We start from the raw sequence: 24,033 nt of genomic DNA, 5'->3' as shown, positions 1-24,033 counted from the left end.
CTCCATCGTGACGACGGAGCGCCCCATGTCGGGTTTTCATCAGCGCGTATTCTCAGGCATGCAGCCGACCTCGACGCTGCATCTCGGCAACTATCTCGGCGCGCTGACCAACTGGGTGGCGATGCAGAAGACGCATGAATGCGTGTTTTGCGTCGTCGACATGCATGCCATCACCATGTGGCAGGACCCGGCCGACCTGAAGCGCGCCATCCGCGAGGTCACGGCGGCCTATATCGCCGCCGGCATCGATCCGAAAAGCAGCATCATCTTCAACCAGAGCCAGGTCCCGGGCCATGCCGAGCTCGCCTGGGTGTTCAACTGCGTCGCCCGCCTCGGCTGGCTCAACCGCATGACCCAGTTCAAGGAAAAGGCCGGCAAGGACCGCGAGAACGCCTCGGTCGGCTTGTACGCCTATCCGAACCTGATGGCGGCCGACATCCTGCTCTACAAGGCGACGCATGTGCCGGTCGGCGAGGACCAGAAGCAGCATCTCGAGCTTTCCCGCGACATCGCCCAGAAGTTCAACAACGATTTCGGGGCGCAGATCGCGGAGCTCGGCCTCGGCACCGGCGAAGAGGGCTTCTTCCCTCTGCCGGAGCCGATGATCCAGGGCCCGGCCCCGCGCGTGATGAGCCTGCGCGACGGCACCAGGAAGATGTCGAAATCGGATCCTTCCGATTATTCGCGCATCAACCTGACCGACGATGCCGAGGCCATCGCCCAGAAGGTCCGCAAGGCCAAGACCGATCCCGAGGCGCTGCCCTCCGAGGCGAAGGGGCTGGAGGGCCGGCCCGAGGCCGAGAACCTCGTCGGCATCTATGCCGGCCTTTCCGGCACGTCGAAGGAGGCGGTGCTGCGGGAGTTCGGCGGCGGCCAGTTCTCCGGCTTCAAGACGGCATTGGCCGATCTCGCGGTCGACAAGCTCGCTCCCATCGCCGGCGAGATGCGCCGGCTGCTGGCGGAGCCGCGGCATATCGATGCGATCCTCGGCGCGGGCGCGGACCGGGCCGATGCGATCGCGGCGCCGATCATGCGCGAGGTCAAGGACATCGTCGGCTTCGTGCGCAGCCGCTAGATCATCACGCGTCCTGTCGGACGCGATAACGATGATCTATCTCATTGTCGGAGCATCGGATCTTTCCGAAAAGTGGATTCCACTTTTCGTATCCGATGCTTAGGCCGGCGGGCTTGCGCCGGCCCCCCGGCGCAGGCCACCATGCCCGCTCCCGAAGCGGCGGCAGGACAGTTCATGGTCAAGAGACGGCGGTCCTACGAGACGGGCCATCGCCCGAAATTCCTCGCCGTGGTCGACGGCAGCGAGGAGAGCGGCAAGGCGATCCGCTTCGCGGCGCGCCGCTGCGCCCGCGTCGGTGCGGCGATCGTGCTCCTCGGCGTCGCCACCCCGCCCGAGCATGAAACCTGGCTCGGCGTCGGCGAGATGATGCAGGCCGAGGCACGCGCCGAGGCCGAGAAGCGGCTCGAGGCGGCGGCGGCGGCGGTGCGCAGCCTGGCCGGGCTCGAGCCCGAGAAGCTCGTGCGCATCGGCAACAAGGCCGACGAGCTGATCAGGCTGATCGAGGAGGACGAGGACATCTCGCTGCTCGTGCTGGCGGCCGGCACCGGGCGCGAGGGGCCGGGCCCGCTCGTCAGCGCGCTCGCCGGCAAGTCCTCGGCGAGCTTCCCGATCCCCGTCGCCATCGTGCCGGGGCATCTGGAGGACGAGGAGATCGACGCGCTGGCGTAACGATATCGCGCCGCGCTTCCATGCCGCTGGAATGATTCCGGCCGGCGGCCTATATCGGAGCCAGGAACGGCGACCTTGAATCGCCGGTACCGGAGGCAAGTCCATGTTCATCCAGACCGAAGCCACGCCGAATCCGGCGACCCTGAAATTCCTCCCCGGCCGCGCCGTCATGCAAGACGGCACGCTCGATCTGCGCGATGTCGACGAGGCCGGGCGTTCGCCGCTGGCGCAGCGCCTCTTCGGCGTCACGGGCGTCACGGGCGTCTTCCTTGGCTCCGATTTCATCACCGTCACCAAATCGGACGGCGAATGGCCGCATCTCAAGCCCGCCATCCTCGGCGCGATCATGGAGCATTTCATGTCGGGCGCCCCGGTCCTCGCCGCCGGCGAGGCCGCGGACGTGATCGAGGAGGGCGAGTTCTTCGATCCCGCCGATGCCGGGACCGTCGAGACGATCAAGGACCTGCTCGAGACCCGCATCCGCCCGGCGGTCGCCGGCGACGGCGGCGACATCACCTTCCGCGGCTATCGCGACGGCACGGTCTATCTGGCGATGAAGGGCTCCTGCTCGGGCTGCCCCTCCTCCACCGCGACGCTGAAGCACGGCATCCAGAACCTGCTGCGCCACTTCCTGCCGGACGTGCGCGAGGTCGAGGCGATTTGACGAAACGTGGAATCTTTCGCGGAATGACATCCTGATGCGCATTCTCGCGATCGACACCGCGCTCGGCGCCTGCTCGGCCTGCGTGCTGGAAGCCGGCGAGGCCGAGCCCCTGGCGAGCGAGGAACTCGCCATGGAGCGCGGCCATGCCGAGGCGCTGATGCCGCTCGTCGAGCGTGTCATGAAGGCGGTCGATGGCGGCTTCGGCTCGCTCGGGCGCGTCGCCGTCACCGTCGGCCCCGGCAGCTACACGGGCCTGCGCGTCGGCGTCAGCGCGGCGCGCGCGATTGCCTTCGCGGCGGGCATACCGGCGGTCGGCGTCACCACCGTCGCCGCTTGCGCCGCGCCCCTGATCGGGCGCGAATCGGGCCGCGTCATCGCCGCCGCGCTCGATGCCAGGCACGGCCAGGTCTGGTTCCAGGCCCTGACGGCGGAGGGCAAGCCCCTGGTCTCGCTGCGGCAGGTCTCTTATCGCGACGCCGCGCGCGCCATCGGCGCAGGCCCCGTCAGCCTCGTCGGCTCCTCGGCGCTGGCGGTCGCCAACGAAGCCTGGGCGATCGGGCTCGACGCGCTGGTGATCGACGACGCGCGCGCGCCCGACATCGCCTGGGTCGCAAGGCTCGGCCTCATCGCCGATCCCGAAAGCGCGCCGCCCCGCCCGCTCTACCTGAAGGCGCCGGAGACGACGCCGCAGGACAAAGCCCGCCTGCCGCGACGGTGAGCGCATCCTTCAAATGGTGGTCGCCCTTGCGTCAGTCTGTGCGAACAGGCGGCATGGATTGGCTCCACAGACTGCTCCACCCCGATTCGGCCCCGCCCCGGACGATGCGGCTCGATGCCGGCCAGGCCCGGCATGTCGCGGCGCTGCACCATCGCGGCGGTTTCGCCCGCGGCTGGGAGCCGGCGGAATGCGCGGCCCTCATCGCCGACCCGGCGGTCGCGGCCGATGGCGTCTTCGGCGGCGCCGGGACGGGCCCCGAGGGCTTCGTCATCTCGCGCAAGGCCGCCGACGAGGCGGAGATCCTGAGCATCGTGATCGCACCGGCCCGCCGCCGCGCCGGCTTCGGCCGCGCGCTGCTCGCCGCTCATCTCGCGCGGCTCGCCGAAGCGGGCGTGGCCCATGTCTTCCTCGAGGTCGAGGACGGCAATCTCGCGGCTGAGCGGCTCTACCGCCATTTCGGCTTCCGCGAGGTCGGGCGGCGCAAGGGCTATTACCCCAAGCCGGACGGGAGCCGCGCGACGGCGATCGCGATGCGGCTCGATCTCGCATGACCGGATTGCGCCTCGGCGCGCTGGCGCGGCTGGCGACGCTGTGCACCGGCACGCTGGCCCTCGTCCTTGCCCAGCTCGTCGTCCAGCGCGCCGCGCCGCGGCGGCGGGGCGCCCTGCCGCTGCGCTTCCACCGCCTGACCTGCTGGTGCCTGGGCGTGCGCCGGCAGGTGCGCGGCAGCCCGCCCCCGGCCGGGACGGGCGCGCTGATCGTCGCCAACCATGTCTCCTGGCTCGATATCGGTGTCATCGGCGCCGAGCGTGAGCTCGCCTTCGTCGCCAAGAGCGAGGTCGGCACATGGCCGGTGGTCGGCTTCCTCGCCGATCTGCAGCGCACGGTCTATATCGACCGGCAGCGCCGCGGCGCGACCGCCGGCGTCGCGGAGGCGATGGGCGCGCGCATCGCCGCCGGCGAGGAGGTCGTGCTCTTCGCCGAGGGCACCACCGGCGACGGCACGCGCATCCTGCCCTTCCGCTCCTCCCTGATCGGCGCCGCGCATCGGGCGATGGGCGACGAGGCGGCGGATGTGACGGTCTACCCGCTGACCATCACCTATACCGGCCGGCAGAACCTTCCGGGCGGGCGCGACGGGCGTGCCGCGCTCGCCTGGTACGGCGACACCGAGCTCTGGCCGCATCTGAAGCATGTGCTGGACTGCGGCGCGATCGACGTCGAGCTCACCTGGGGCGAGCCGATCGTGATGGGGAGGGCAACCTCGCGCAAGGAGGCCGCCCGCCTCGCCGAGGCATCGGTGCGCAAGGCGCGCCGGCAGGCGATCACCGGCCGCCCGGAGCCCCCGGCCGTTCCCAAGCCGCGCGATCCGCAGTAAAGCATGCGTTTTGGAGACCCGATCCGCGCCGATGAAGAAAGTCCACATCAAGTCCTTCGGCTGCCAGATGAACGTCTATGACGGTCAGCGCATGGCCGACATCCTGAGCCATCAGGGCTATGAGGAAACCGCCACGCCCGACGGCGCGGACCTGATCCTGCTCAACACCTGCCATATCCGCGACCGGGCGGTGCAGAAGGTCTATACCGAGCTCGGCAAGCTGCGCGAGCTGAAGCAGGCGCAAGGCGCGCAAGGCCAGGAGACCAGGATCGTCGTCGCCGGCTGCGTCGCCCAGGCCGAGGGGGGCGAGATCCAGCGCCGCCAGCCCGCCGTCGATCTCGTGGTCGGCCCGCAGGCCTATCACCGCCTGCCGGAGCTGCTGGCAGAGACGGGCAAGCGCCGCGTCGTCGATACCGACCTGCCGGCCGAGGACAAGTTCGGTTTCCTGCCGGCGCCGAAGCCGCAGGCGATCCGCGCGCGCGGCGTCTGCGCCTTCGTCACGGTGCAGGAGGGCTGCGACAAGTTCTGCGCCTTCTGCGTCGTGCCCTATACGCGCGGTGCCGAATTCTCCCGGCCCGTCTCGCAGATCATGGCCGAGGTCGAGCGGCTGGCCGAGGCCGGCGTCCGCGACGTCACCCTGATCGGCCAGAACGTCAACGCCTATCACGGGCAGGGGCCGGACGGCGCCGTCTGGAGCCTGGCGCGGCTGATGCACCGCGTCGCCGAGGTGCCGGGCATCGCCCGCATCCGCTACACCACCAGCCACCCCAGGGACATGGACGACGACCTGATCGCCGCCCATCGCGACCTGGCCGCCGTGATGCCCTTCCTGCATCTGCCGGTGCAGGCGGGCTCGGACCGCATCCTCGCCGCGATGAACCGCAGGCATACCGCCGACGAGTACCGCCGGCTGATCGCGCGTATCCGCGAGGCGAGGCCCGATATCGCGCTGTCGTCGGATTTCATCGTCGGCTTCCCCGGCGAGACCGACGCCGATTTCGAGGAGACGATCCGCCTCGTCGACGAGATCGGCTTTGCCTCCAGCTATTCCTTCAACTATTCGCCGCGCCCCGGCACGCCGGCGGCCGATCTGGAAGCGCAGATTCCGCGCGAGGTGATGAACGAGCGGCTCTACCGGCTGCAGGAGCGCATCGAGCACCACCGGCAGGCGTTCAACCGGGCCATGGTCGGGCGCACGGTGGATGTGCTTCTGGAAAAGCCCGGCCGCTATCCCGGACAGCTTGCCGGCAAGTCGCCCTATCTGCACGCTGTGCAGATCGAGAGCGAATCGAATCGGATCGGCGAGATCGTGCGGGTGGTGATCGAGAAGACCAGCACCAATTCCCTGTTCGGCCGGGTGCCTGAGCCCGGCGAGGCCGCCGGAAAGGGCCTGGCCGCTTGAGCGCGCCCCGCCTCCGCCGGGGACGGGCGGCTTCCTGTCGTCAGGTTGACATCGTTGCGTCCGGTTATGCTGGAAGACGACCCGGCCGGGCGCTCCTGCCCGGCGGCAACGGGCGCCGGGGCCGGGCGATCCGCCCCCCGGGCCGAGAGCGAGGCGACGCATTTGGCACAGGCTGATTCGACGACGCAGAGGCCGGACCGGAATCCGCGGCGCGACCTCGCGCCAGCCCGCGACGGGCTGGCGGCGGCCGAGGTGGTCCTGTCCTTCGACGACAACCGCCTCGCCAGCCTCGTCTTCGGCCAGTACGACCAGAACCTCGCCCATCTCGAGCGCCGGCTCGGGGTCGTGGTCAGCCCCAACGGCAACCACGTCACCGTCAAGGGCGCCCGCGAGACCGCCGAGCAGGCCGGGCGCGTGCTGAAGACGCTCTATGCCCGCGCCAAGGCCGGCGCGCCCGTCACGCTGGGCGAGGTCGACGGCGCGATCGAGGAAAGCAACGTGCAGCGCTCCCTCTTCCCGACGGCCGATGCCGGCAAGGCCTCCTTCGACGCGGTCGTTACGAGGAAACGTGGACCTGTAAGGGCCCGCAACGCCGCGCAGGACGCCTATCTGCGCCAGCTCAAGCGCCACGAGCTCGTGCTGGCCGAAGGCCCCGCCGGCACCGGCAAGACTTGGCTCGCGGTCGGCCACGCCGTCTCGCTGATCGAGCAGGGCGTGGTCGAGCGCATGATCCTGTCGCGCCCGGCGGTGGAGGCCGGCGAGCGGCTCGGCTTCCTGCCCGGCGACATGCGCGAGAAGGTCGATCCCTATCTCAGGCCGATCTACGATGCGCTCGGCGATTTCATGGAGGCGCGCCATGTCGAGCGGGGCCTGCAGACCGGCATGATCGAGATCGCGCCGCTCGCCTTCATGCGCGGGCGCACGCTCAGCAACGCCGTGGTGCTGCTCGACGAGGCGCAGAACGCGACCTCGATGCAGATGAAGATGTTCCTCACCCGGCTCGGCGAGGGCTCGCGCATGATCGTCACCGGCGATCCCTCGCAGATCGACTTACCCGCGGGCCAGCGTTCCGGCCTGGTCGAGGCGGTGAGGCTGCTCAAGGATGTCGAGGGCGTCGGCTATGCCCGCTTCGAGGAAGGCGACGTCGTCAGGCATGAACTGGTGCGACGCATCGTCATGGCCTATGAGGACGCTGCGCGCCACGAGCGCGCGGACCGGGAGCGCGCGCGCGATCCCGATGCGCCGCCCGATCTCCACCGGGAAGGCGACAGCGAAGGGCTGAAGCGGATGTTGGCGCGGGAGCGGCCGCGATGAACGATCGACCTCGCGGGCGGCGCCAGGCGCCGCCACCCGAGAAGACCTCTGCGGAAATCCATCTCGACGTCAGGGCGCAGTCGCGCCGCTGGCACGGGCTCGGCAGGCTGGCCGATCTCAGCGCGCTGCTGAACGAGGCGCTCGCGGCCGCCATCGCGGTCGCGCCGCGAAAGCCGATGCCGGGCGCGGAGCTCAGCCTCCTGCTCACCGATGACAGGCGCATCCGCATCGTCAACCGCGACTGGCGCGGCTTCGACAAGGCGACGAACGTGCTCTCCTTCCCGGCCGCGCCGCCCGCGCGCATCGCGCAAAGCCCGCTGCTGGGCGACATCGTCATCGCCTACGAGACGGTCGTCCGGGAGGCCGATGCCGAGGGCAAGAGCGTGGCGGACCATCTGCGCCACCTCGCCATCCACGGCCTGCTGCATCTCCTCGGCGAGGACCACGAGACCGAGGCGCAAGCCCGCCGCATGGAGGCGCTCGAGGTCGCCGCGCTCGCCCGCCTCGGCATTTCCGATCCTTACGCCGGCGCCGAGCTCGTCGCGGTGCTCAGCCCTTCTTCGACGCAACCCGCATGACCATGAGCGACGACAGTCGACAAACCCAGAACGAAACCGCCGGCCGGGGCCTCGGCCGCTGGCTCGGCCAGTTCCTCGACCGCCTCGGCCTGCGCGGCGGCGGCACCGCGCGCGAGGAGATCGTCGAGGCGCTGGCCGAGGAGAACGGCGAGCTTGCCGATCTCTCGGCCCAGGAACGCGCCATGCTCAGCAACGTTCTGAGCCTGCGCGAGCGCCGCGTCGGCGACGTGATGGTGCCGCGCGCCGACATCGTCGCCGTCCCGGCCGAGGCGACGCTGGACGAGCTGCTCGCGCATTTCCGCACCGCCGGCCATTCGCGCCTGCCGGTCTTCGACGACACGCTCGACGATCCGCGCGGCATGGTCCATATCCGCGATTTCCTCGAATACATCGCCGAGAAGGCCCATCCGGACGAAGGCGAGCCGGCGGAGGAGAACGGCAGGCCCGCCGCCCCGCATGAGCTCGCGGCGGTCGATCTCTCGACCCGGCTGTCGGAGACCAAGCTCCTGCGTCCTGTCCTCTATGTCCCGCCCTCGATGCCGGCGGTCGACCTGCTCGTGCGCATGCAGTCGACCCGCACCCATATCGCGCTGGTCATCGACGAATATGGCGGAACCGACGGCCTCGTCTCGATCGAGGACCTGGTCGAGATCGTCGTCGGCGACATCGAGGACGAGCACGATCTCGAGGAGACGCCGATCATCCCGGCCGGCGAGAACTGCTTCACGGCCGATGCCCGCGCGACGCTGGCCGAACTCAAGGATGCGACCGGCGTCGACCTCTCCGACACCGAGGTCGCCGAGGACATCGATACGCTCGGCGGCCTGATCGTGACGCTGGCCGGCCGCGTGCCGGCCCAGGGCGAGACGGTGCAGGGCCCGGACGGGCTGAGCTTCGAGATCCTCGACGCCGACCAGCGGCGGGTCAAGCGCCTGACCATCCATTGCCGGAGCGAGCCCGGCTCCGAGGACGCGGCGATGGAGCCGGGCTGATGGGTTTGCCTAAGGCCGCGGAGGCCGTCATCCTGAGCTGGGGCTGGCGCCGGCGCCTGATCGCGCTCACCGCCGGCGCGAGCGGCGCGCTCGCCCTGCCGCCGCTCGATCTGTGGCCGCTCGTGGTCGTGCCGATGACCGTCGCGGTCTGGCTGATCGACGGCGCCGTCGGCGTGAGCGCCGGCCGCCGCTTCCGGGCCGCCTTCGCCACCGGCTGGTGGTGGGGCTTCGGCTTCTTCCTCGCGGGGCTGTGGTGGCTCGGCGCCGCCTTCCTGGTCGAGGCCGACAAATTCGCCTGGGCGATGCCGCTCGGCGTCGTCGCCCTGCCGGCGTTCCTGGCGCTGTTCCCGGCCGCCGCCTTCGGCTTCGCGCGGCTGATCTGGCCGCAAGGCGCCGGGCGCATCCTGGTGCTCGCCGCGATGCTGGCGCTCACCGAATGGCTGCGCGGCCATGTCCTGACCGGTTTCCCCTGGAACCTTTACGGCGCGATGCTGACGGGCGAGATCCATCTCGCGCAATTCGCTTCCGTGGTCGGGCTCTACGGCCTGACCCTGCTCGCGGTGGCGATCGGCGCGGCCCCGGCGGTGATGGGCACGGCCGCGACGCCGGCAGGCCGGCGGCTGCCGGCGCTCCTCGCCCTGGCGGCGCTCGCCGGGCTCTTCGCCTTCGGCTATTGGCGCATCCCGGCCGGTCCTTCCCCGGTCGTGGCCGGGGTGAAGCTCAGGCTGATGCAGCCCAACCTGCCGCAGGACGCCAAGTTCAACGCCCGCAACGGCGAGGCCATCCTCAACCACTACCTCGCGCTCAGCGACCGCGCGACCAGCCCGACGACGCCGGGCCTGCAGAACGTCACCCATCTGATCTGGCCGGAATCGGCCTTCCCCTTCCTGCTCGGCCGCACGCCCGGCGCCCTGTCGCGCATCGCCGCCGCGCTCCCGCCCGACGTGACGCTGATCACGGGGGCGGCGCGCGCCGGCGAGATGCTGCCCGGCGAGAGCCGGCCGCCGATCTTCAACGCCATCCAGGTGGTCGATGACGAGGGCGTCATCGTCGCCGGCTACGACAAGGTCCATCTCGTCCCCTTCGGCGAATATCTGCCCCCGGTCCTGGATACGCTGATCCGCCGGATCGGGCTTTCCCAGTTCGTCGCGATTCCCGGCGGCTTTTCGGCCGGAAACGCGCGCGCGCCGCTGTCGATCAAGGGCCTGCCGACGGCGGCGCCGCTGGTCTGCTACGAGGCGGTTTTCCCGGGCGAGGTTTCGGTGCGCGGCCCGCGTGCCGGCTTCATCCTGAACCTGACCAATGACGGCTGGTTCGGGCGCACCAGCGGCCCCTATCAGCATTTCGCTCAGGCGCGGCTGCGCGGCATCGAGGAGGGCCTGCCGCTGGTGCGCGTCGCCAATACCGGCATCTCCGCGGTGGTCGATGCCTATGGGCGTATCCTCGCCAGCCTGCCGCTCGGGGTGGAAGGCGTGCTGGACGTAAGCCTCCCGCGCGGCGGCCCCATCACTTTCTACGCGCGGCTGGGCGATGCCGCTTTCCTGGGCCTCCTGCTGCTTTTTCTCGCATTGTCCCGTTTTCGCGCCTGGAAGTGAGATGGAGTGGAACTTTTTCGCTGCGCATGAGTGGATTAGCCTCGCAGCCTATAATACATGACGGGGTCCGCGCGCCGACCGGGATGGGTGGCTCCGGGTCATGACACGAATGCCGGAGCAGGTGAATCATGATCAAGAAGGTCCCTAATCCGATCGACCGGCATGTCGGCAGCCGCGTCCGCATGCGCAGGATGCTCGCGGGCGTCAGCCAGGAGAAGCTCGGCGAGGCGCTGGGGCTGACCTTCCAGCAGGTGCAGAAATACGAGAAGGGCGCCAACCGCATCAGCGCGAGCCGGCTGCAGCAGATCGCCAAGATGCTCGACGTGCCGGTCTCCTTCTTCTTCGAAGGCGCGCCGACGGGGGACATGCCGGAGAGCGGCTTCGCCGATGCCGCCGCGACGACCTACATCTCCGAGTTCCTCGCCACCAGCGAGGGCGTGCAGCTCACCAAGGCGTTCACGCGGATCAGGAGCGGCCGGGTGCGCCGGCGGATCATCGATCTCGTCGAGGCGCTGGCCGAGGAAGACGCCGGATCGGCGTGATTTCGCTTCGTTTTGTTCGACGAGCCGAACGATCCTCCCGATAAACGGATTTTCCCCTTGACGGCGGACGTGTCCGCTGCAATGACGCGCCGTCCGTCGGCCGGCCCCGTTCTGCCGGCCTTTTCCATGCGCCGATCCAGGGAAACCGCGACCGTGTCACGCCAGAATTACCTGTTCACCAGCGAGTCCGTCTCGGAGGGCCACCCCGACAAGGTCTGCGACCGCATCTCCGACGAGATCGTCGATCTGTTCTTCAAGGAGGCGCTCAAGGCCGGCTATGAGCCCGCCAAGGTGCGCGTCGCCGCCGAGACGCTGGCCACGACCAACCGCGTCGTCATCGCCGGCGAGGTCCGCACCCATCTCGACGAGAAGCAGATCAAGTCGAAGGTGAAGTCCGTGGCGCGCAAGGCGATCCGCAGCATCGGCTACGAGCAGGACGGCTTCCATTGGAAGAAGGCCAAGATCGACGTGCTGCTGCACCCGCAATCGGCCGATATCGCCCAGGGCGTCGACGAATCCGGCAACAAGGATGTCGGTGCCGGCGACCAGGGCATCATGTTCGGCTATGCCAGCCGCGAGACGCCGGAGCTTTTGCCCGCGCCGATCTACTACGCCCACAAGATCCTCGAGAATATCTCGCTCGCCCGCCGGAAGGGCGAGGGCGACGCCGCCAAGCTCGGCCCCGACGCCAAGAGCCAGGTCACGGTGAAGTACGAGAACGGCAAGCCGGTCGGCGTCACCCAGATCGTGCTCTCGACGCAGCATCTCGACGAGACGCTCTCCTCGGCCGACGTCCGCAGGATCGTCGAGCCCTATATTCGCCAGGCCCTGCCTGAGGGCTGGATCTCGAAGGATACCGTCTGGCACATCAACCCGACCGGCAAGTTCGTGATCGGCGGCCCTGACGGCGATGCCGGCCTCACCGGCCGCAAGATCATCGTCGACACCTATGGCGGCGCGGCGCCCCATGGCGGCGGCGCCTTCTCGGGCAAGGACCCGACCAAGGTCGACCGCTCGGCGGCCTATGCGGCGCGCTATCTCGCCAAGAACGTCGTCGCGGCCAGGCTCGCCGACCGCGCCACGATCCAGCTCTCCTATGCGATCGGCGTCGCCAAGCCCCTGTCGATCTATGTCGACCTGCACGGCACCGGCAAGGTCGACGAGGCCAAGCTCGAGGACGTGCTCGGCCGGATCGTCGATCTCTCGCCCAACGGCATCCGCAACCATCTCGGCCTCAACAAGCCGATCTACGCCAAGACCGCTGCCTACGGCCATTTCGGCCGCAAGGCCGGCCGCGACGGCTCCTTCTCCTGGGAGAAGACCGATCTCGTCGACGCGCTGAAGAAGGCCGTCGCCTGAGCGGCTTTCCCATCCGGGACGAAAGGGCCGGAGCGGATCGCTCCGGCCTTTTCATTTTTGAGACGTTTTGAATGACCCACGATCCCGACCATGACGACCGCGCCTTCTATGGCCGGCGCAAGGGCAAGGCGCTGCGCGACGGGCAGAGCGATCTGATCGCGCGCGAGCTGCCGCGCCTGCGCCTGCCCGAAGGCGGGATCGCCGATCTCGCCGCGCTCTTCCCTGGGCCGGTCGAGGCGGTCAGGCTGGAGATCGGCTTCGGCGGCGGCGAGCATCTCTTGACGCGCATGCGCGAAAGCCCCGGGATCGGCTTCATCGGCGTCGAGCCCTTCATCAACGGCATGGCCAAGTTCCTGGCGGTCGCCGCGCGTGAGGGGCTGACGAACATCCGGGTCTGGGACGGCGACGCGGCGCTCCTGCTGCCGCGGCTGCCGGCCGGCGGGCTCGAGGCGATCGACCTGCTCTATCCCGATCCCTGGCCGAAGCGCCGCCAGCGCAAGCGCCGCTTCGTCTGCGAGCGCACATTGTCCCTCATCGCCCGCGCCCTGCGGCCGGGCGGGCGCTTCCGCTTCGCCAGCGACATCGACGACTATGTCGGCTGGACGCTGGCACGGCTCCTGTCCTCGCCGGATTTCGACTGGACCGCCGAGCGGCCGGCCGACTGGCGCACGCCCTATCCCGGCTGGATCCGCACCCGCTACGAGGCGAAGGCGGTCCGCGAGGGGCGTATCTCCAGCTATCTCACGGCTTTACGTCGCGCATCCTGAGGAAGCCGAGCACGCGCTGGGCGGTGCTCTGGGCGAGGTTGCGGAAAGAGTCGCGGGCGCGGTCGAGGGCGGCCTGCGATTTTCCGAGATCGCGGCGCAGCGAGATCAGCGCCGCCGTCGTCTCCCACGACCAGCCGAGCGCGCGCGCCATCAGCAGCACCGCCTCGCGGTCGCTGCCGAGGATGATCTGCTCGCTCGCCGGCAGGCTGAGCTGCGCCAGCACGGCGACGCCGCAGATCGCATGCTCGCCCGCTCCGTCGCGGGCGAAGCTGCGCACCTTCGCCTCGTCGAGCAGCCCCGCCTCGTTCAGCTCGCGGATTTCGACCAGCGCCGCGCTGATCGCGCCGAGCTCGCCGGGCATCTGGCCCTGGGCGGCGATGGCGTCCGCGCCGCGTTCGACCGCCTCGTCGACATCGCCCGCCAGGGCCGGCTCGATCCCCTCGCTCAGCCGGCGCCGGGCGGAGTTCTTGGCGGCGACCATGAGCTGGTCGACGAGCTCGGTGGGGATGTCGCGCCTCAAGCCCAGCGTGGCCTGGAGCGCGTCGTCCTGGATCGCCCGCATCACCAGCACGCCCATGCCGTGCCGCGAGAAGCGCGCGCTCTGGTTGGCGGCGACCGCATGGGTGACGACGCGCCCGCCGCGCAGCACCAGGAAATCGGTGACCGGTTCGCCGAGATCGGGCCGCTCGGTGATGGCGAGCATGTGATCGCGCCCCTTGGAGGCGGAGATCGCCACCAGGTCCTGGTCCGAGAGGCGCGGCGACTGGACGAGCACGGCGCGCGCCACGGCGATCTCGTCGAGGGCGAGCTGGCGCACCACGCCGGCGGGCGCGTTCGGCACCGGCGCGATCCGCTCCGACAATTCGATGCGGGCCCGCAGCTCGATGGCGCGCGACAGGCGCCCGATCACCACGTCGAAGACGCCGACCTGCTCCTCGTCCATATGGACGGCAGTGGCCAGGAACAGATCCGTCAGCCGCGAGAGGATGTCGGCGCGCTCGTCGCTGGAGCCGCGCAGCATCGTCGATTCGAGGTCCCGCAACAGCGAGCCGACCGCACTCATACTTTGTCCTCAACCGCTATCCCGTCACGCAATCTGGCATGGAAGGATGACCATTGAGTTAGCGCGGTCGCAGGAAGCCTTGCATATCGCGGCGATGCGGACTAAAGCGGGTCAACAGCTCTGGTATCGGTTAACGCCGATGATCAAGAGCGGGCCTGCCGGCCCGCTCTTTTTTATTGGCCGCGAGCCGCCGGGGACAGATTGTGAACGGTCAGGGCCATGAGCGAGCCTACGCAGGCGCCGACGACAGAACCCGCTTCCGAAGCCCGCCTCGTCGTCGAGAGCGGGGTTGCGGCGCGCGTCGCCGCGATCATCGAGCCGGCGATCGTCGATCTCGGCTACCGGCTGGTGCGCGTGCGCGTCACCGGCCAGAACGGCTGCACCGTGCAGATCATGGCCGAGCGGCCGGACGGCACCATGACCGTCGAGGGCTGCGAGGCGATCAGCCAGGCGGTCTCGCCGGCGCTCGACGTCGACGATCCGGTCCAGACGGCCTATCATCTCGAGGTCTCCTCGCCCGGCATCGACCGGCCGCTGGTGCGCGTCAGCGATTTCGAGCGCTGGGCCGGCCATCTCGCCAAGATCGAGACGGGCGAGCCGGTCGCCGGTCGCAAGCGCTTCCGCGGCATCCTGCGCGGCGTTTCCGGACAGGACGCGCTGCTCGCGCGCGACGACGCCAAGAGCGAGGAGGAGCGCGACGTCGCGATCCCGATCAGGGCGATCACTGACGCCCGCCTCGTCCTGACCGACGCGCTCGTCACGGAGTCGCTGCGCCGCGGCAAGTCCGGCCTGCCGCCGCAGATGCCGGCCGCCGAAGAGATCGCCGGCCCGCCGAAGGGCCGGGGAAAATCGCTGGGACCGCGGCCGGGGAAGGCCGCCCCGAAAGCCGATAACGAACAAGACGATAGCGAAGAGGAGTGAGCGTCATGGTTGTCAGCGCCAACCGGCTCGAACTGCTGCAGATCGCCGACGCGGTCGCCCGCGAGAAGTCGATCGACCGCCAGATCGTGGTCGACGCCATGCAGGACGCCATCGCCAAGGCCGCCCGCTCGCGCTACGGCGCCGAGACCGACGTCCATGCCGAGATCAACACCAAGACCGGCGAGCTGCGCCTCGCCCGCCATCTCCAGGTCGTCGACCATGTCGAGAACCCGGCGATCGAGATCACCGTCGACGAGGCCAAGCGCCACAACCCCGCCGCCCAGGCCGGCGACGTCATCGCCGATCCGCTGCCGCCCTTCGATTTCGGCCGCATCGCCGCCCAGTCGGCCAAGCAGGTCATCGTCCAGAAGGTGCGCGAGGCCGAGCGCGACCGGCAATACGACGAGTACAAGGACCGCATCGGCGAGATCGTCAACGGCGCCGTCAAGCGCGTCGAATACGGCAACGTCTTCGTCGATCTCGGCCGCGGCGAGGCGATCATCCGCCGTGACGAGATGATCCCGCGCGAGACCTTCAAGGTCGGCGACCGCGCGCGCGCTTATCTCTACGACGTGCGCCGCGAGCCGCGGGGCCCGCAGATCTTCCTGTCGCGCACCCATCCCCAGTTCATGGCGAGGCTCTTCGGCCAGGAAGTGCCGGAGATCTATGACGGGATCGTCGAGGTCAAGGCGGTCGCCCGCGATCCGGGCTCGCGCGCCAAGATCGCCGTGATCTCGCGCGATTCCTCGATCGATCCGGTCGGCGCCTGCGTCGGCATGCGCGGCTCGCGCGTCCAGGCCGTGGTCGGCGAGCTCCAGGGCGAGAAGATCGACATCATCCCCTGGTCGCCCGACGTCGCGACCTTCGTCGTCAACGCGCTCCAGCCGGCGGAAGTCGCCAAGGTGGTGCTGGACGAGGAAGCCGACAAGATCGAGGTCGTGGTGCCCGACGAGCAGCTCTCGCTCGCCATCGGCCGGCGCGGCCAGAACGTCCGCCTCGCCTCGCAGCTCACCGGCTGGGACATCGACATCCTCACCGAGGCCGAGGAATCGGAGCGCCGCCAGAAGGAGTTCGTGCAGCGCACCGACCTGTTCATGAATGCGCTCAACGTCGACGAGACGGTCGGCCAGCTCCTCGCCTCGGAAGGCTTCCGCAACGTCGAGGAGGTCGCCTATGTCGACCTCTCCGAGCTCGCCTCGATCGAGGGCTTCGACGAGGATACCGCAGCCGAGATCCAGAGCCGCGCCCAGGAGCATCTCGCCGCCCTCGAGGCCGAGCTCGACGAGAAGCGCCGGGCGCTCGGCGTCGAGGACGCCTTGCGCGAGGTCGAGGGCGTCACCACCTCCATGATGGTCGCGCTCGGCGAGAACGAGGTGAAGACCGTCGAGGATCTCGCCGGCTGCGCGACCGACGATCTCGTCGGCTGGACCGAGCGTGCCGATGGCGAGACCACCCGCCATGCCGGCTATCTCGACGGCTTCGACCTGTCGCGCCAGGAGGCGGAAGCCATCATCATGGCCGCCCGCGTCCATGCCGGCTGGATCGAGGCGCCGGTCGGGGAGCCCGAAGGCGAGGTCGACGAGGCGGAAGGCGCCTGAGCGGGGTCCAGGAGCATTTTCGAGCGAAGTGGATACCGGTTCGCGTGAAGAAAATGCGATCGAACAGAGAAATCGAGCCTAGCCGCAATTCGGAGAAACGCGGACATGCTCCCGCGGTGAAGGCGGCGACGGGCAGGGACGGGCCGGAACGGAGCTGCGTCGTGACGCGGGCCGTGAAAGCGCCCGACGACCTGATCCGCTTCGTCGCCGGGCCCGACGGCGTGCTGGTGCCCGATCTCAGGCGCAAGCTCCCCGGGCGCGGCGTCTGGGCGAGCCTGAGCCGCAAGGCGGTGGCCGAGGCGGTTCGCCGCAAGGCTTTCGAGCGTTCGCTCAAGGCGAAGGTCACGGTTGCGCCGGACCTTGCCGAGACGGTCGAGGCGCTGATGCTGCGCGATGCGCTCCAGGCGCTGTCGATGGCGAACAAGGCGGGGCTCGTCACGGCGGGCTTCGCCAAGGTCGAGGCGCTGATCGGCTCAGGCTCCTGCCTCGCCGTCGTCGCGGCGAGCGATGGCGCCGAGGATGGCCGGCGCAAGATCGGCCAGGCCGTCCGGCGGGCCGCCGCGGCCCGGCAAGCCGCGGGGCTCAAGGCCCGCGAGATGCCCGTCGTCGCGATTTTCACGGCGGCGGATTTGGAATTGGCGTTGGGGCGCGCACATGTGATACATGCCGCCCTAGCTCCGGGACCGGCGGCCGAGGGTGTCCTCTCCCGCTGGCGTCGGCTCGTCCGTTATCGGACGGACGATACCGCCGCATCCGACCAGAACGATACCGAAGACTGAGACCGAACCGGCAGGACCGAACGCGGAATGACCGATACCAAGAATCCGGGCGACAAGACTTTGACCGTCAACCCGCCCAAGACCCTGTCGCTGAAGCGGCCTGTCGAGCAGAGCACTGTTCGCCAGAGCTTCTCGCATGGGCGCTCGAAGCAGGTCGTCGTCGAGGTCAAGCGCCGCGTCGCCGGGCACGAGACCAAGGAGCCGGCCGCCCCGCGCGCGCCGCAGCCCCCGTCTTCGCAGCCCGCTCCCGCGCGTCCCGCCCCCGCCGCGCCGCAGGCGTCCCAGCGGCCGCCGCTCGGCCTGTTGCTGCGCACCCTCTCCGACGAGGAGAAGGACGCCCGCCAGCGCGCGCTCTCGGAAGCGCGCAACAACGAGGCCGAGGCCCGCCGCGTCGCCGAGGACCAGGCGCGCCAGCGGGCGCTCGCCGCCGAGCGCGAGCGCCAGGAGCGCGAGGCCGCCGCCGCCCGCCAGCGGCAGGAGGAAGAGCGCCGCCGCCAGGAGGACGACCAGAAGCGCCGCGCCGAAAGCGCCGCCCGCCAGCGCGAGGATCAGCCCGCCCGCCCGTCCGCCCCGCCGCCGGCCCGCGAGGCCGCGCCGCAGCCGACCCAGTATTACGGCCGCCCGGCCCCCTCCGGCCCGCGCGAGTTCGGCGCGCGTCCGCCGATGCGCGATACAGGCGCGCGCCCGCCCCGGCTCGACGGCCGCCCGCCGCGCTCGGATTCGCCGCGCCCGCCCCGGATCGATGCCTCGGCCCCGTCCGAGCCGGCGGTCGCCCGCCCGGCGCGCCAGGCGCCCTCGGCCAACACCTCGCGCAACCGCTCGGACGATGTCGACGTCAAGGCCGCCTTCCGCCGCCCCGGCCTGAGCGCCGGCGCCGGCCGGGGGCCGGCTCCCGCCGCGCCCAAGACGCCGAAGACCGCCAACGACAAGCCGCGCGGCCGCCTGACGCTCGCCACCGCCACCGGCGGGGACGACGAGCGCACGCGCTCGCTCGCCTCCTTCCGCCGGCGCGTGCAGCGCATGACCGGCCACCGGGCTTCCGACGCGCAGAAGGAGCGCGTGATGCGGGAGGTGATCATCCCCGAGACGATCACCATCCAGGAGCTCGCCAACCGCATGACCGAGCGCGGCGTCGACGTCATCCGCCTGCTGATGAAGCAGGGCGCGATGCACAAGATCACCGACGTGATCGATGCCGACACCGCCCAGCTCATCGCCGAGGAGATGGGGCATACCGTCAAGCGCGTCGCCGAATCCGACGTCGAGGAGGGCCTGTTCGACACGCCCGACACCGACGAGACGCTGGAGCCGCGCCCGCCGGTCGTGACCATCATGGGCCATGTCGACCACGGCAAGACCTCGCTGCTCGACGCGATCCGCAAGACCAAGGTCGTCACCGGCGAGGCCGGCGGCATCACCCAGCATATCGGCGCCTATCAGGTGACGACGCCGCTCGGCGGCAAGGTGACCTTCATCGACACCCCCGGCCACGCCGCCTTCACGGCGATGCGCGCCCGCGGCGCCAAGGTGACCGACATCGTCGTGCTGGTGGTCGCGGCCGATGACGGCGTCATGCCGCAGACGGCCGAGGCGATCAATCACGCCAAGGCCGCCGGCGTTCCGCTGATCGTGGCGATCAACAAGGTCGACAAGGCCGACGCCAACCCCGAGCGCGTCCGCGCCGAGCTGCTGCAATACGAGATCCAGGTCGAGACGCTCGGCGGCGAGACGCTGGAGGTCGAGGTTTCCGCCAAGACCGGCCACAATCTCGACAAGCTGCTCGAGGCGATCTCGCTCCAGGCCGAGCTGCTCGACCTCAAGGCCAATCCGGAGCGCGCCGCCGAAGGCACCGTCATCGAGGGCAAGCTCGACCGCGGCCGTGGGCCCGTGGCGACCGTGCTCGTCCAGCGCGGCACGCTGCGCACCGGCGACATCGTCGTGGCCGGCGCCGAATGGGGGCGCGTGCGCGCGCTGATCGCCGATACCGGCGCGCAGGTGAAGGAGGCGCCGCCCTCCATGCCGGTCGAGGTGCTCGGCTTCAACGGCACGCCCGAGGCCGGCGACCGCGTCGCTGTGGTCGAGTCGGAAGCGCGCGCCCGCGAGATCACCGATTACCGCGAGCGTCAGCGTCGCGACCGCCTCGCCGCCCGCGGCGCGGCCTCGGGCGCCGGCCGCTCGCTCGCCGAGATGATGCGCGAGCTCAAGGAAGGCGCCGGCCGCAAGGAGTTCCCGCTCGTCGTCAAGGGCGACGTGCAGGGCTCCGTGGAAGCCATCGTCGGAGCGCTCGAGAAGGTCGGCAACGACGAGGTGAGGGCGCGGGTGCTCTCCTCCGGTGTCGGCGCGATCACCGAATCGGACATCACGCTCGCCCAGGCATCGGGCGCGGTCGTGGTCGGCTTCAACGTCCGCGCGCACAAGGAAGCGCGCGAGGCGGCGGAGCGGGCCGGCATCGAGATCCGTTACTACAACATCATCTACAACCTGATGGACGATGTGAAGGACGCGATGTCGGGCCTGCTGGCGCCGACGCTGCGCGAGACCATGCTCGGCAACGCGACGATCCTCGAGATCTTCAACGTCTCGAAGGTCGGCAAGATCGCCGGCTGCCGCGTCACCGACGGCACGATCGAGCGCGGCGCCAATGTCCGCCTGATCCGCGACAACGTCGTGGTCCACGAGGGCAAGCTCGGCCAGCTCAAGCGCTTCAAGGACGACGCCAAGGAAGTCGTGGCCGGCCAGGAATGCGGCATGGCCTTCGAGAGCTACCAGGATATGCGCGTCGGCGACGTGATCGAGTGCTATCGCGTCGAGGAGATCAAGCGCAGCCTGTAAGGGCGGCGCTTCCTTAAGCAGTGCGTCATGGCCGGGCTGCCCCGGCCATGATTTTTTTCATTCCCCCGTCCATCCGGTCCGATCCCGGAGAACGAGAGCCATGGCAAGACCAGCGAAACCCTCAGGGCCCTCCCAGCGGCAATTGCGCGTCGGCGAATTGATCCGCCACGCGCTCGCCGAGATGCTCGCGCGCGGCGACATCCATGACGAGGTGCTGGCGCGCCATGTCGTCACCGTGCCGGAGGTACGCCTTTCGCCGGATCTGAAGCTCGCCACGGCTTACGTCATGCCGCTCGGGGGTGAGGACATCGCGCCGGTCATCAAGGCGCTCGACGGGCACAAGCGCTATATCCGCGGCGAGATCGCCCACCGCGTGAACCTCAAATATGCGCCCGATATCCGCTTTCGCGCCGATGAGAGCTTCGCCGAGGCCGAGCGCATCGACGCGCTGCTCGATTCGGACGCGGTGCGCCGCGACACGCAAGCTCAGCGCCTGAAGATCGACCGGGACCAGGCAGACGATGACCGCTGAGAACCCATCCGCGACCGCCCGGGACGCCGCGCCGGCGCCGCGCCCGAAGAAGCGCGACGTCCATGGCTGGATCGTCCTCGACAAGCCGATCGGCATGACCTCGACCCATGCGGTCAGCGTCGTCAAGCGCGCGTTCTGCGCCAGGAAGGCGGGGCACGCCGGCACGCTCGATCCGCTGGCCTCGGGGCTCCTGCCGATCGCGCTCGGCGAGGCGACCAAGACCGTTCCCTTCGTGATGGACGGCCGCAAGGCCTATCAGTTCACCGTGGCCTGGGGCACGCAGACCGATACCGACGATGCCGAGGGCAGCATTATCGCGACCTCCGACGAGCGGCCCGACGCAGGCGCGATCGCGGCGCTGCTGCCGCGTTTCACCGGCACGATCCTGCAGACGCCGCCCAAGTACTCGGCGATCAAGATCGCCGGCGAGCGCGCCTACGATCTCGCCCGTGACGGCGAGGAGGTCAGGCTGGAGGCGCGCGCGGTCGAGATCGATGCGCTCTCGATCGTCGGCCATGCCGGCGCCACCACCACCTTCGAGGCCGAATGCGGCAAGGGCACCTATGTCCGCGCCATCGCGCGCGATCTGGGCCTCGCGCTCGGCTGCCTCGGCCATGTCGCGCATCTGCGCCGCACCCGCGTCGGGCCGTTCACGGTCACGGATGCGGTAAGCGTCGAGAGCCTGCGCGAGGGGGCGCAGAGCGCGCTTTCGGCGCTGCGGCCGGTCGAGGCGGCGTTGACGCTGATCCCGGAGATCGTGCTCCACCGCGATGCCGCCGCCCGCCTCAGGCGCGGCCAGAGCGCCCTGCTGCGCGGTGCCGGCGCTCCCGTCGCGCTCGAAGCGGCCTATGCCACCTGCGCCGGCACGCTGGTCGCGACCGGTTCGGTCGAGAACGGCGAGTTCGTCCCCCACCGCGTCTTCAATCTCTGAGGGGAAGCGGCCTCAGGCCGCCCGCTTCAGCCCGTCGCGGGCCCAGATCGCGCTGAGCGCCGCCACCAGCGCGTCGATGTCGGCATCGGAATGGAAGGGCAGGGGCGTGATCCGCAGGCGCTCCGTGCCGCGCGGCACGGTCGGGTAGTTGATCGGCTGGACATAGATGTCGAAGCGGGACAGCAATTCGTCGCTGATCGCCTTGCAGGCCTTCGCCTCGCCGACCATCACCGGCACGATATGGCTGGGATTGTTAAGATGCGGGATGCCGGCCAGGTCGAGCTTTGCGCGCAGCGCCGCGACGCGCTCCTGCTGCTGCTGCCGCTCGACGGAGCTTTCCTTCAGGTGCCGGATCGCCGCGATCGCGCCGGCCGCCACCGCCGGCGGCAGCGAGCTCGAGAAGATGAAGCCGGAGGCGAAGCTGCGGATGAAGTCGCACAGCGCCGCCGAGCCGGTGATGTAGCCGCCGATCACGCCATAGGCCTTCGCCAGCGTGCCCTGGATCAGGCTGAGCCGGCCGGAAAGCCCCTCCCGCTCCGCGATGCCGCCGCCATGCGGCCCGTAGAGGCCCACCGCATGGACCTCGTCGAGATAGGTCAGCGCCCCGAACTCGTCGGCGATGTCGCAGAACTCCCGGATCGGCGCGATGTCGCCGTCCATCGAATAGACCGATTCGAAGGCGATCAGCTTCGGCCGGGCCGGATCGAGCCCGGCGAGCCGGCGGCGCAGGTCGCCGGCGTCGTTATGGGCGAAGACCTGCTTCTCGGCGCGCGAATGCCGGATGCCTTCGATCATCGAGGCGTGGTTCAGCGCGTCCGTCAGCACGATGCAGCCGGGAATCTGCGCGGCCAGCGTCGAGAGCGAGGCCCAGTTCGCCATGTAGCCGGAATTGAAGATCAGCGCCGCTTCCTTGCCGTGCAGGGCGGCGAGCTCGCGCTCCAGCAGGACGTGGTAGTGGTTGGTGCCGGCGATGTTGCGGGTGCCGCCGGCGCCGGCGCCGCTGCCGTCGAGCGCCTGATGCATCGCGGCGAGCACCTTGGGATGCTGGCCCATGCCGAGATAGTCGTTCGAGCACCAGACGGTGACGTCGCGCGGGCCGCCCTCGCCATGATAGGTCGCGATCGGGAAGCGGCCGGCCTGGCGCTCCAGGTCGGCGAAGACGCGATAGCGGCCCTCGCCGCGCAGCCCGTCGAGTTCCCGGCGGAAGAACGTCTCGAAATCCATGCCCAGCCTCCTGCGGCGCGCCCCTCTCCTAAGCCCTTCCGGCCCTTGAAGACATGGTGCGCGGTGTCGCGGCTGGAATTCTTCTACTTCGAGTGCCCGGCCAGTTCCAGAACCGTTTCGAGCAGGACCCTGACGGCGGCGCCGGCATCGGCCTCGCTCAGGACGGCGGCGGAGGGGAGTGCTTGCGTCATGGCGTTCAGTAGGTTGCCCGGCCGCCGGAAAGGTCGAACACGCCGGCGGTGGTGAAGCTGTTCTCGGCCGAGGCGAGGAAGGCGACCATGGCGGCGACCTCCTGCGGCAGGAGGAAGCGCCCGCGCGGGATCTTGGCCAGCATGTAGCCGATATGCTCCTCGCTCATCTGGTCGAAGATGCGGGTGCGCGCCGCCGCGGGCGTGATGCAGTTCACCGCGATGTCCTTGTCGGCCAGTTCCTTGCCGAGCGATTTCGTCAGCGCGATCACCGCCGCCTTCGAGGCGGAATAGGCCGAGGCGTTCGGATTGCCCTCCTTGCCCGCGATCGAGGCGACGAGGACGATGCGGCCGTAATTGCGGGCGATCATGCCGGGGATCACCGAGCGGCAGCAATGCAGCGTGCCATCGACATTGAGCCGCATCACGCGCGCCCAGTCCTCCAGCGGATATTCCCAGGTCCTGTGGTTGGGGCCGGCGATGCCGGCGCTGGTGACGAGGATGTCGATGCGGCCATGCGCCGCTTCCAGCGCCGCGCCCGCCTTCCGCACGGCCTCGGCGTCGGTCACGTCGACGCCCGTGCCGATCGCGCCATGGCCGATCTCGGCGGCGGTCAGCGCGGCGAGCCTTGCGTCCACGTCCCAGATCGCGACGGTCGCGCCGCTTGCGGCGAAGCGCTCGGCGACGGCCCGGCCGATGCCCTGCGCGCCCCCGGTCACGATCGCGACGCGGTCCTTCAGGTCGATCTGGTTCATCCTCGGCGCTCCCGGCATCGCCGGGGCTACCCTAGCGGGGCGGATCGGCACCCGCCAGAGGACCATTTACCTTGCGGCCGGCTTTGCCTTGACCGGGCCGCGGGTCGACCAACACAATCGGCCCGATTTCGATCCTCGCCGCCGTGTTCCGAATCGG

23 protein-coding genes are annotated in these 24,033 nt (G+C 69.8%); 20 read left to right on the top strand and 3 right to left on the bottom strand.

The features are described from left to right. Nucleotides 1-25 precede the first annotated feature (25 nt). The 14 genes from trpS to trmB all read left to right on the top strand — a co-directional run bounded on the left by trpS (nt 26) and on the right by trmB (nt 13,053). Nucleotides 26-1,075 (top strand): tryptophan--tRNA ligase, encoded by a 1,050-nt coding sequence (gene trpS / locus M9917_RS05665; protein WP_297251674.1) that lies wholly within the window; start codon nt 26-28, stop codon nt 1,073-1,075. 141 nt (nt 1,076-1,216) lie between these two features. Continuing rightward, a complete protein-coding gene (locus M9917_RS05660) occupies nt 1,217-1,744 on the top strand; it encodes a universal stress protein (protein ID WP_297251672.1) in 528 nt (175 codons plus the stop codon). A 103-nt stretch (nt 1,745-1,847) separates the two neighbouring features. Continuing rightward, nucleotides 1,848-2,408, top strand: coding sequence for a NifU family protein (locus tag M9917_RS05655; RefSeq protein ID WP_297251671.1), 561 nt, complete (start codon nt 1,848-1,850; stop codon nt 2,406-2,408). 34 nt (nt 2,409-2,442) lie between these two features. Beyond that, nucleotides 2,443-3,126 carry a tRNA (adenosine(37)-N6)-threonylcarbamoyltransferase complex dimerization subunit type 1 TsaB gene (gene tsaB, locus M9917_RS05650; protein ID WP_297251669.1) on the top strand — a complete coding sequence of 228 codons (684 nt, stop codon included), beginning with the start codon at nt 2,443-2,445 and terminating at the stop codon, nt 3,124-3,126. A gap of 53 nt (nt 3,127-3,179) precedes the next feature. Next, nucleotides 3,180-3,677, top strand: a complete 498-nt coding sequence (locus M9917_RS05645; protein ID WP_297251667.1) for a GNAT family N-acetyltransferase — start codon at nt 3,180-3,182, stop codon at nt 3,675-3,677. Beyond that, nucleotides 3,674-4,504 (top strand): lysophospholipid acyltransferase family protein, encoded by an 831-nt coding sequence (locus M9917_RS05640; RefSeq protein ID WP_297251665.1) that lies wholly within the window; start codon nt 3,674-3,676, stop codon nt 4,502-4,504. Before M9917_RS05645 ends, M9917_RS05640 begins: the two co-directional genes overlap by 4 nt. 31 nt (nt 4,505-4,535) lie before the next feature. Then, nucleotides 4,536-5,906 (top strand): tRNA (N6-isopentenyl adenosine(37)-C2)-methylthiotransferase MiaB, encoded by a 1,371-nt coding sequence (miaB, locus tag M9917_RS05635; RefSeq protein WP_297251663.1) that lies wholly within the window; start codon nt 4,536-4,538, stop codon nt 5,904-5,906. Between the two features lie 162 nt (nt 5,907-6,068). Beyond that, nucleotides 6,069-7,220, top strand: coding sequence for a PhoH family protein (locus M9917_RS05630; protein ID WP_465246326.1), 1,152 nt, complete (start codon nt 6,069-6,071; stop codon nt 7,218-7,220). Then, nucleotides 7,217-7,798 carry an rRNA maturation RNase YbeY gene (gene ybeY, locus M9917_RS05625; protein WP_297251660.1) on the top strand — a complete coding sequence of 194 codons (582 nt, stop codon included), beginning with the start codon at nt 7,217-7,219 and terminating at the stop codon, nt 7,796-7,798. The genes M9917_RS05630 and ybeY overlap by 4 nt, the downstream gene beginning before the upstream one ends. Further along, a complete protein-coding gene (locus M9917_RS05620; protein WP_297251658.1) occupies nt 7,795-8,790 on the top strand; it encodes a hemolysin family protein in 996 nt (331 codons plus the stop codon). Before ybeY ends, M9917_RS05620 begins: the two co-directional genes overlap by 4 nt. Continuing rightward, the gene (lnt, locus tag M9917_RS05615) at nt 8,790-10,385 is read left to right on the top strand and encodes an apolipoprotein N-acyltransferase (protein ID WP_297251655.1); all 1,596 of its coding nucleotides are present in this window, start codon (nt 8,790-8,792) and stop codon (nt 10,383-10,385) included. Before M9917_RS05620 ends, lnt begins: the two co-directional genes overlap by 1 nt. A 128-nt stretch (nt 10,386-10,513) precedes the next feature. Then, nucleotides 10,514-10,927, top strand: a complete 414-nt coding sequence (locus M9917_RS05610; RefSeq protein WP_297251653.1) for a helix-turn-helix domain-containing protein — start codon at nt 10,514-10,516, stop codon at nt 10,925-10,927. A gap of 153 nt (nt 10,928-11,080) precedes the next feature. Then, the gene (metK, locus tag M9917_RS05605; RefSeq protein WP_297251650.1) at nt 11,081-12,286 is read left to right on the top strand and encodes a methionine adenosyltransferase; all 1,206 of its coding nucleotides are present in this window, start codon (nt 11,081-11,083) and stop codon (nt 12,284-12,286) included. 71 nt (nt 12,287-12,357) lie between these two features. Continuing rightward, entirely contained in the window at nt 12,358-13,053 is a 696-nt protein-coding gene (trmB, locus tag M9917_RS05600; RefSeq protein WP_297251648.1) for a tRNA (guanine(46)-N(7))-methyltransferase TrmB, read from the top strand. Here trmB and M9917_RS05595 read toward each other — a convergent pair. Then, nucleotides 13,028-14,116: a DUF2336 domain-containing protein gene (locus tag M9917_RS05595; protein WP_297251645.1), complete on the bottom strand. Its 1,089-nt coding sequence runs from the start codon at nt 14,114-14,116 to the stop codon at nt 13,028-13,030. The genes trmB and M9917_RS05595 overlap by 26 nt on opposite strands. Nucleotides 14,117-14,335: 219 nt before the next feature. Between M9917_RS05595 and rimP the strand changes: the two genes are divergently transcribed. The 6 genes from rimP (at nt 14,336) to truB (ending at nt 21,709) form a co-directional block, all read left to right on the top strand. Continuing rightward, nucleotides 14,336-15,037: a ribosome maturation factor RimP gene (gene rimP, locus M9917_RS05590; RefSeq protein WP_367273908.1), complete on the top strand. Its 702-nt coding sequence runs from the start codon at nt 14,336-14,338 to the stop codon at nt 15,035-15,037. A 5-nt stretch (nt 15,038-15,042) separates the two neighbouring features. Further along, nucleotides 15,043-16,635 carry a transcription termination factor NusA gene (nusA, locus tag M9917_RS05585; RefSeq protein ID WP_297251643.1) on the top strand — a complete coding sequence of 531 codons (1,593 nt, stop codon included), beginning with the start codon at nt 15,043-15,045 and terminating at the stop codon, nt 16,633-16,635. Between the two features lie 53 nt (nt 16,636-16,688). Next, nucleotides 16,689-17,414, top strand: a complete 726-nt coding sequence (locus tag M9917_RS05580; protein ID WP_297251641.1) for an RNA-binding protein — start codon at nt 16,689-16,691, stop codon at nt 17,412-17,414. A gap of 27 nt (nt 17,415-17,441) precedes the next feature. Next, nucleotides 17,442-20,246, top strand: coding sequence for a translation initiation factor IF-2 (infB, locus tag M9917_RS05575; RefSeq protein WP_297251639.1), 2,805 nt, complete (start codon nt 17,442-17,444; stop codon nt 20,244-20,246). 100 nt (nt 20,247-20,346) lie between these two features. Then, complete coding sequence (gene rbfA, locus M9917_RS05570) at nt 20,347-20,778, top strand: 30S ribosome-binding factor RbfA (protein ID WP_297251637.1); 432 nt, start codon at nt 20,347-20,349, stop codon at nt 20,776-20,778. Continuing rightward, nucleotides 20,768-21,709 (top strand): tRNA pseudouridine(55) synthase TruB, encoded by a 942-nt coding sequence (gene truB / locus M9917_RS05565; RefSeq protein WP_297251635.1) that lies wholly within the window; start codon nt 20,768-20,770, stop codon nt 21,707-21,709. Before rbfA ends, truB begins: the two co-directional genes overlap by 11 nt. Nucleotides 21,710-21,721: 12 nt before the next feature. Here the strand turns inward: truB and hemA are convergent, their stop codons facing one another. Both hemA and M9917_RS05555 read right to left on the bottom strand, forming a co-directional pair. After that, on the bottom strand, nt 21,722-22,933 hold the full coding sequence (gene hemA, locus M9917_RS05560) for a 5-aminolevulinate synthase (protein ID WP_297251633.1): 1,212 nt from the start codon (nt 22,931-22,933) through the stop codon (nt 21,722-21,724). A 196-nt stretch (nt 22,934-23,129) separates the two neighbouring features. Next, a complete protein-coding gene (locus M9917_RS05555; protein WP_297251631.1) occupies nt 23,130-23,876 on the bottom strand; it encodes an SDR family NAD(P)-dependent oxidoreductase in 747 nt (248 codons plus the stop codon). Nucleotides 23,877-24,033: the final 157 nt, after the last annotated feature.

Source organism: Bosea sp. (in: a-proteobacteria) (assembly GCF_023953965.1).
Taxonomy (GTDB): Bacteria; Pseudomonadota; Alphaproteobacteria; order Rhizobiales; family Beijerinckiaceae; genus Allobosea.
The sequence above is the reverse complement of the archived record's forward strand: the minus strand, read 5'-3'. Positions and strand labels throughout refer to the sequence as shown.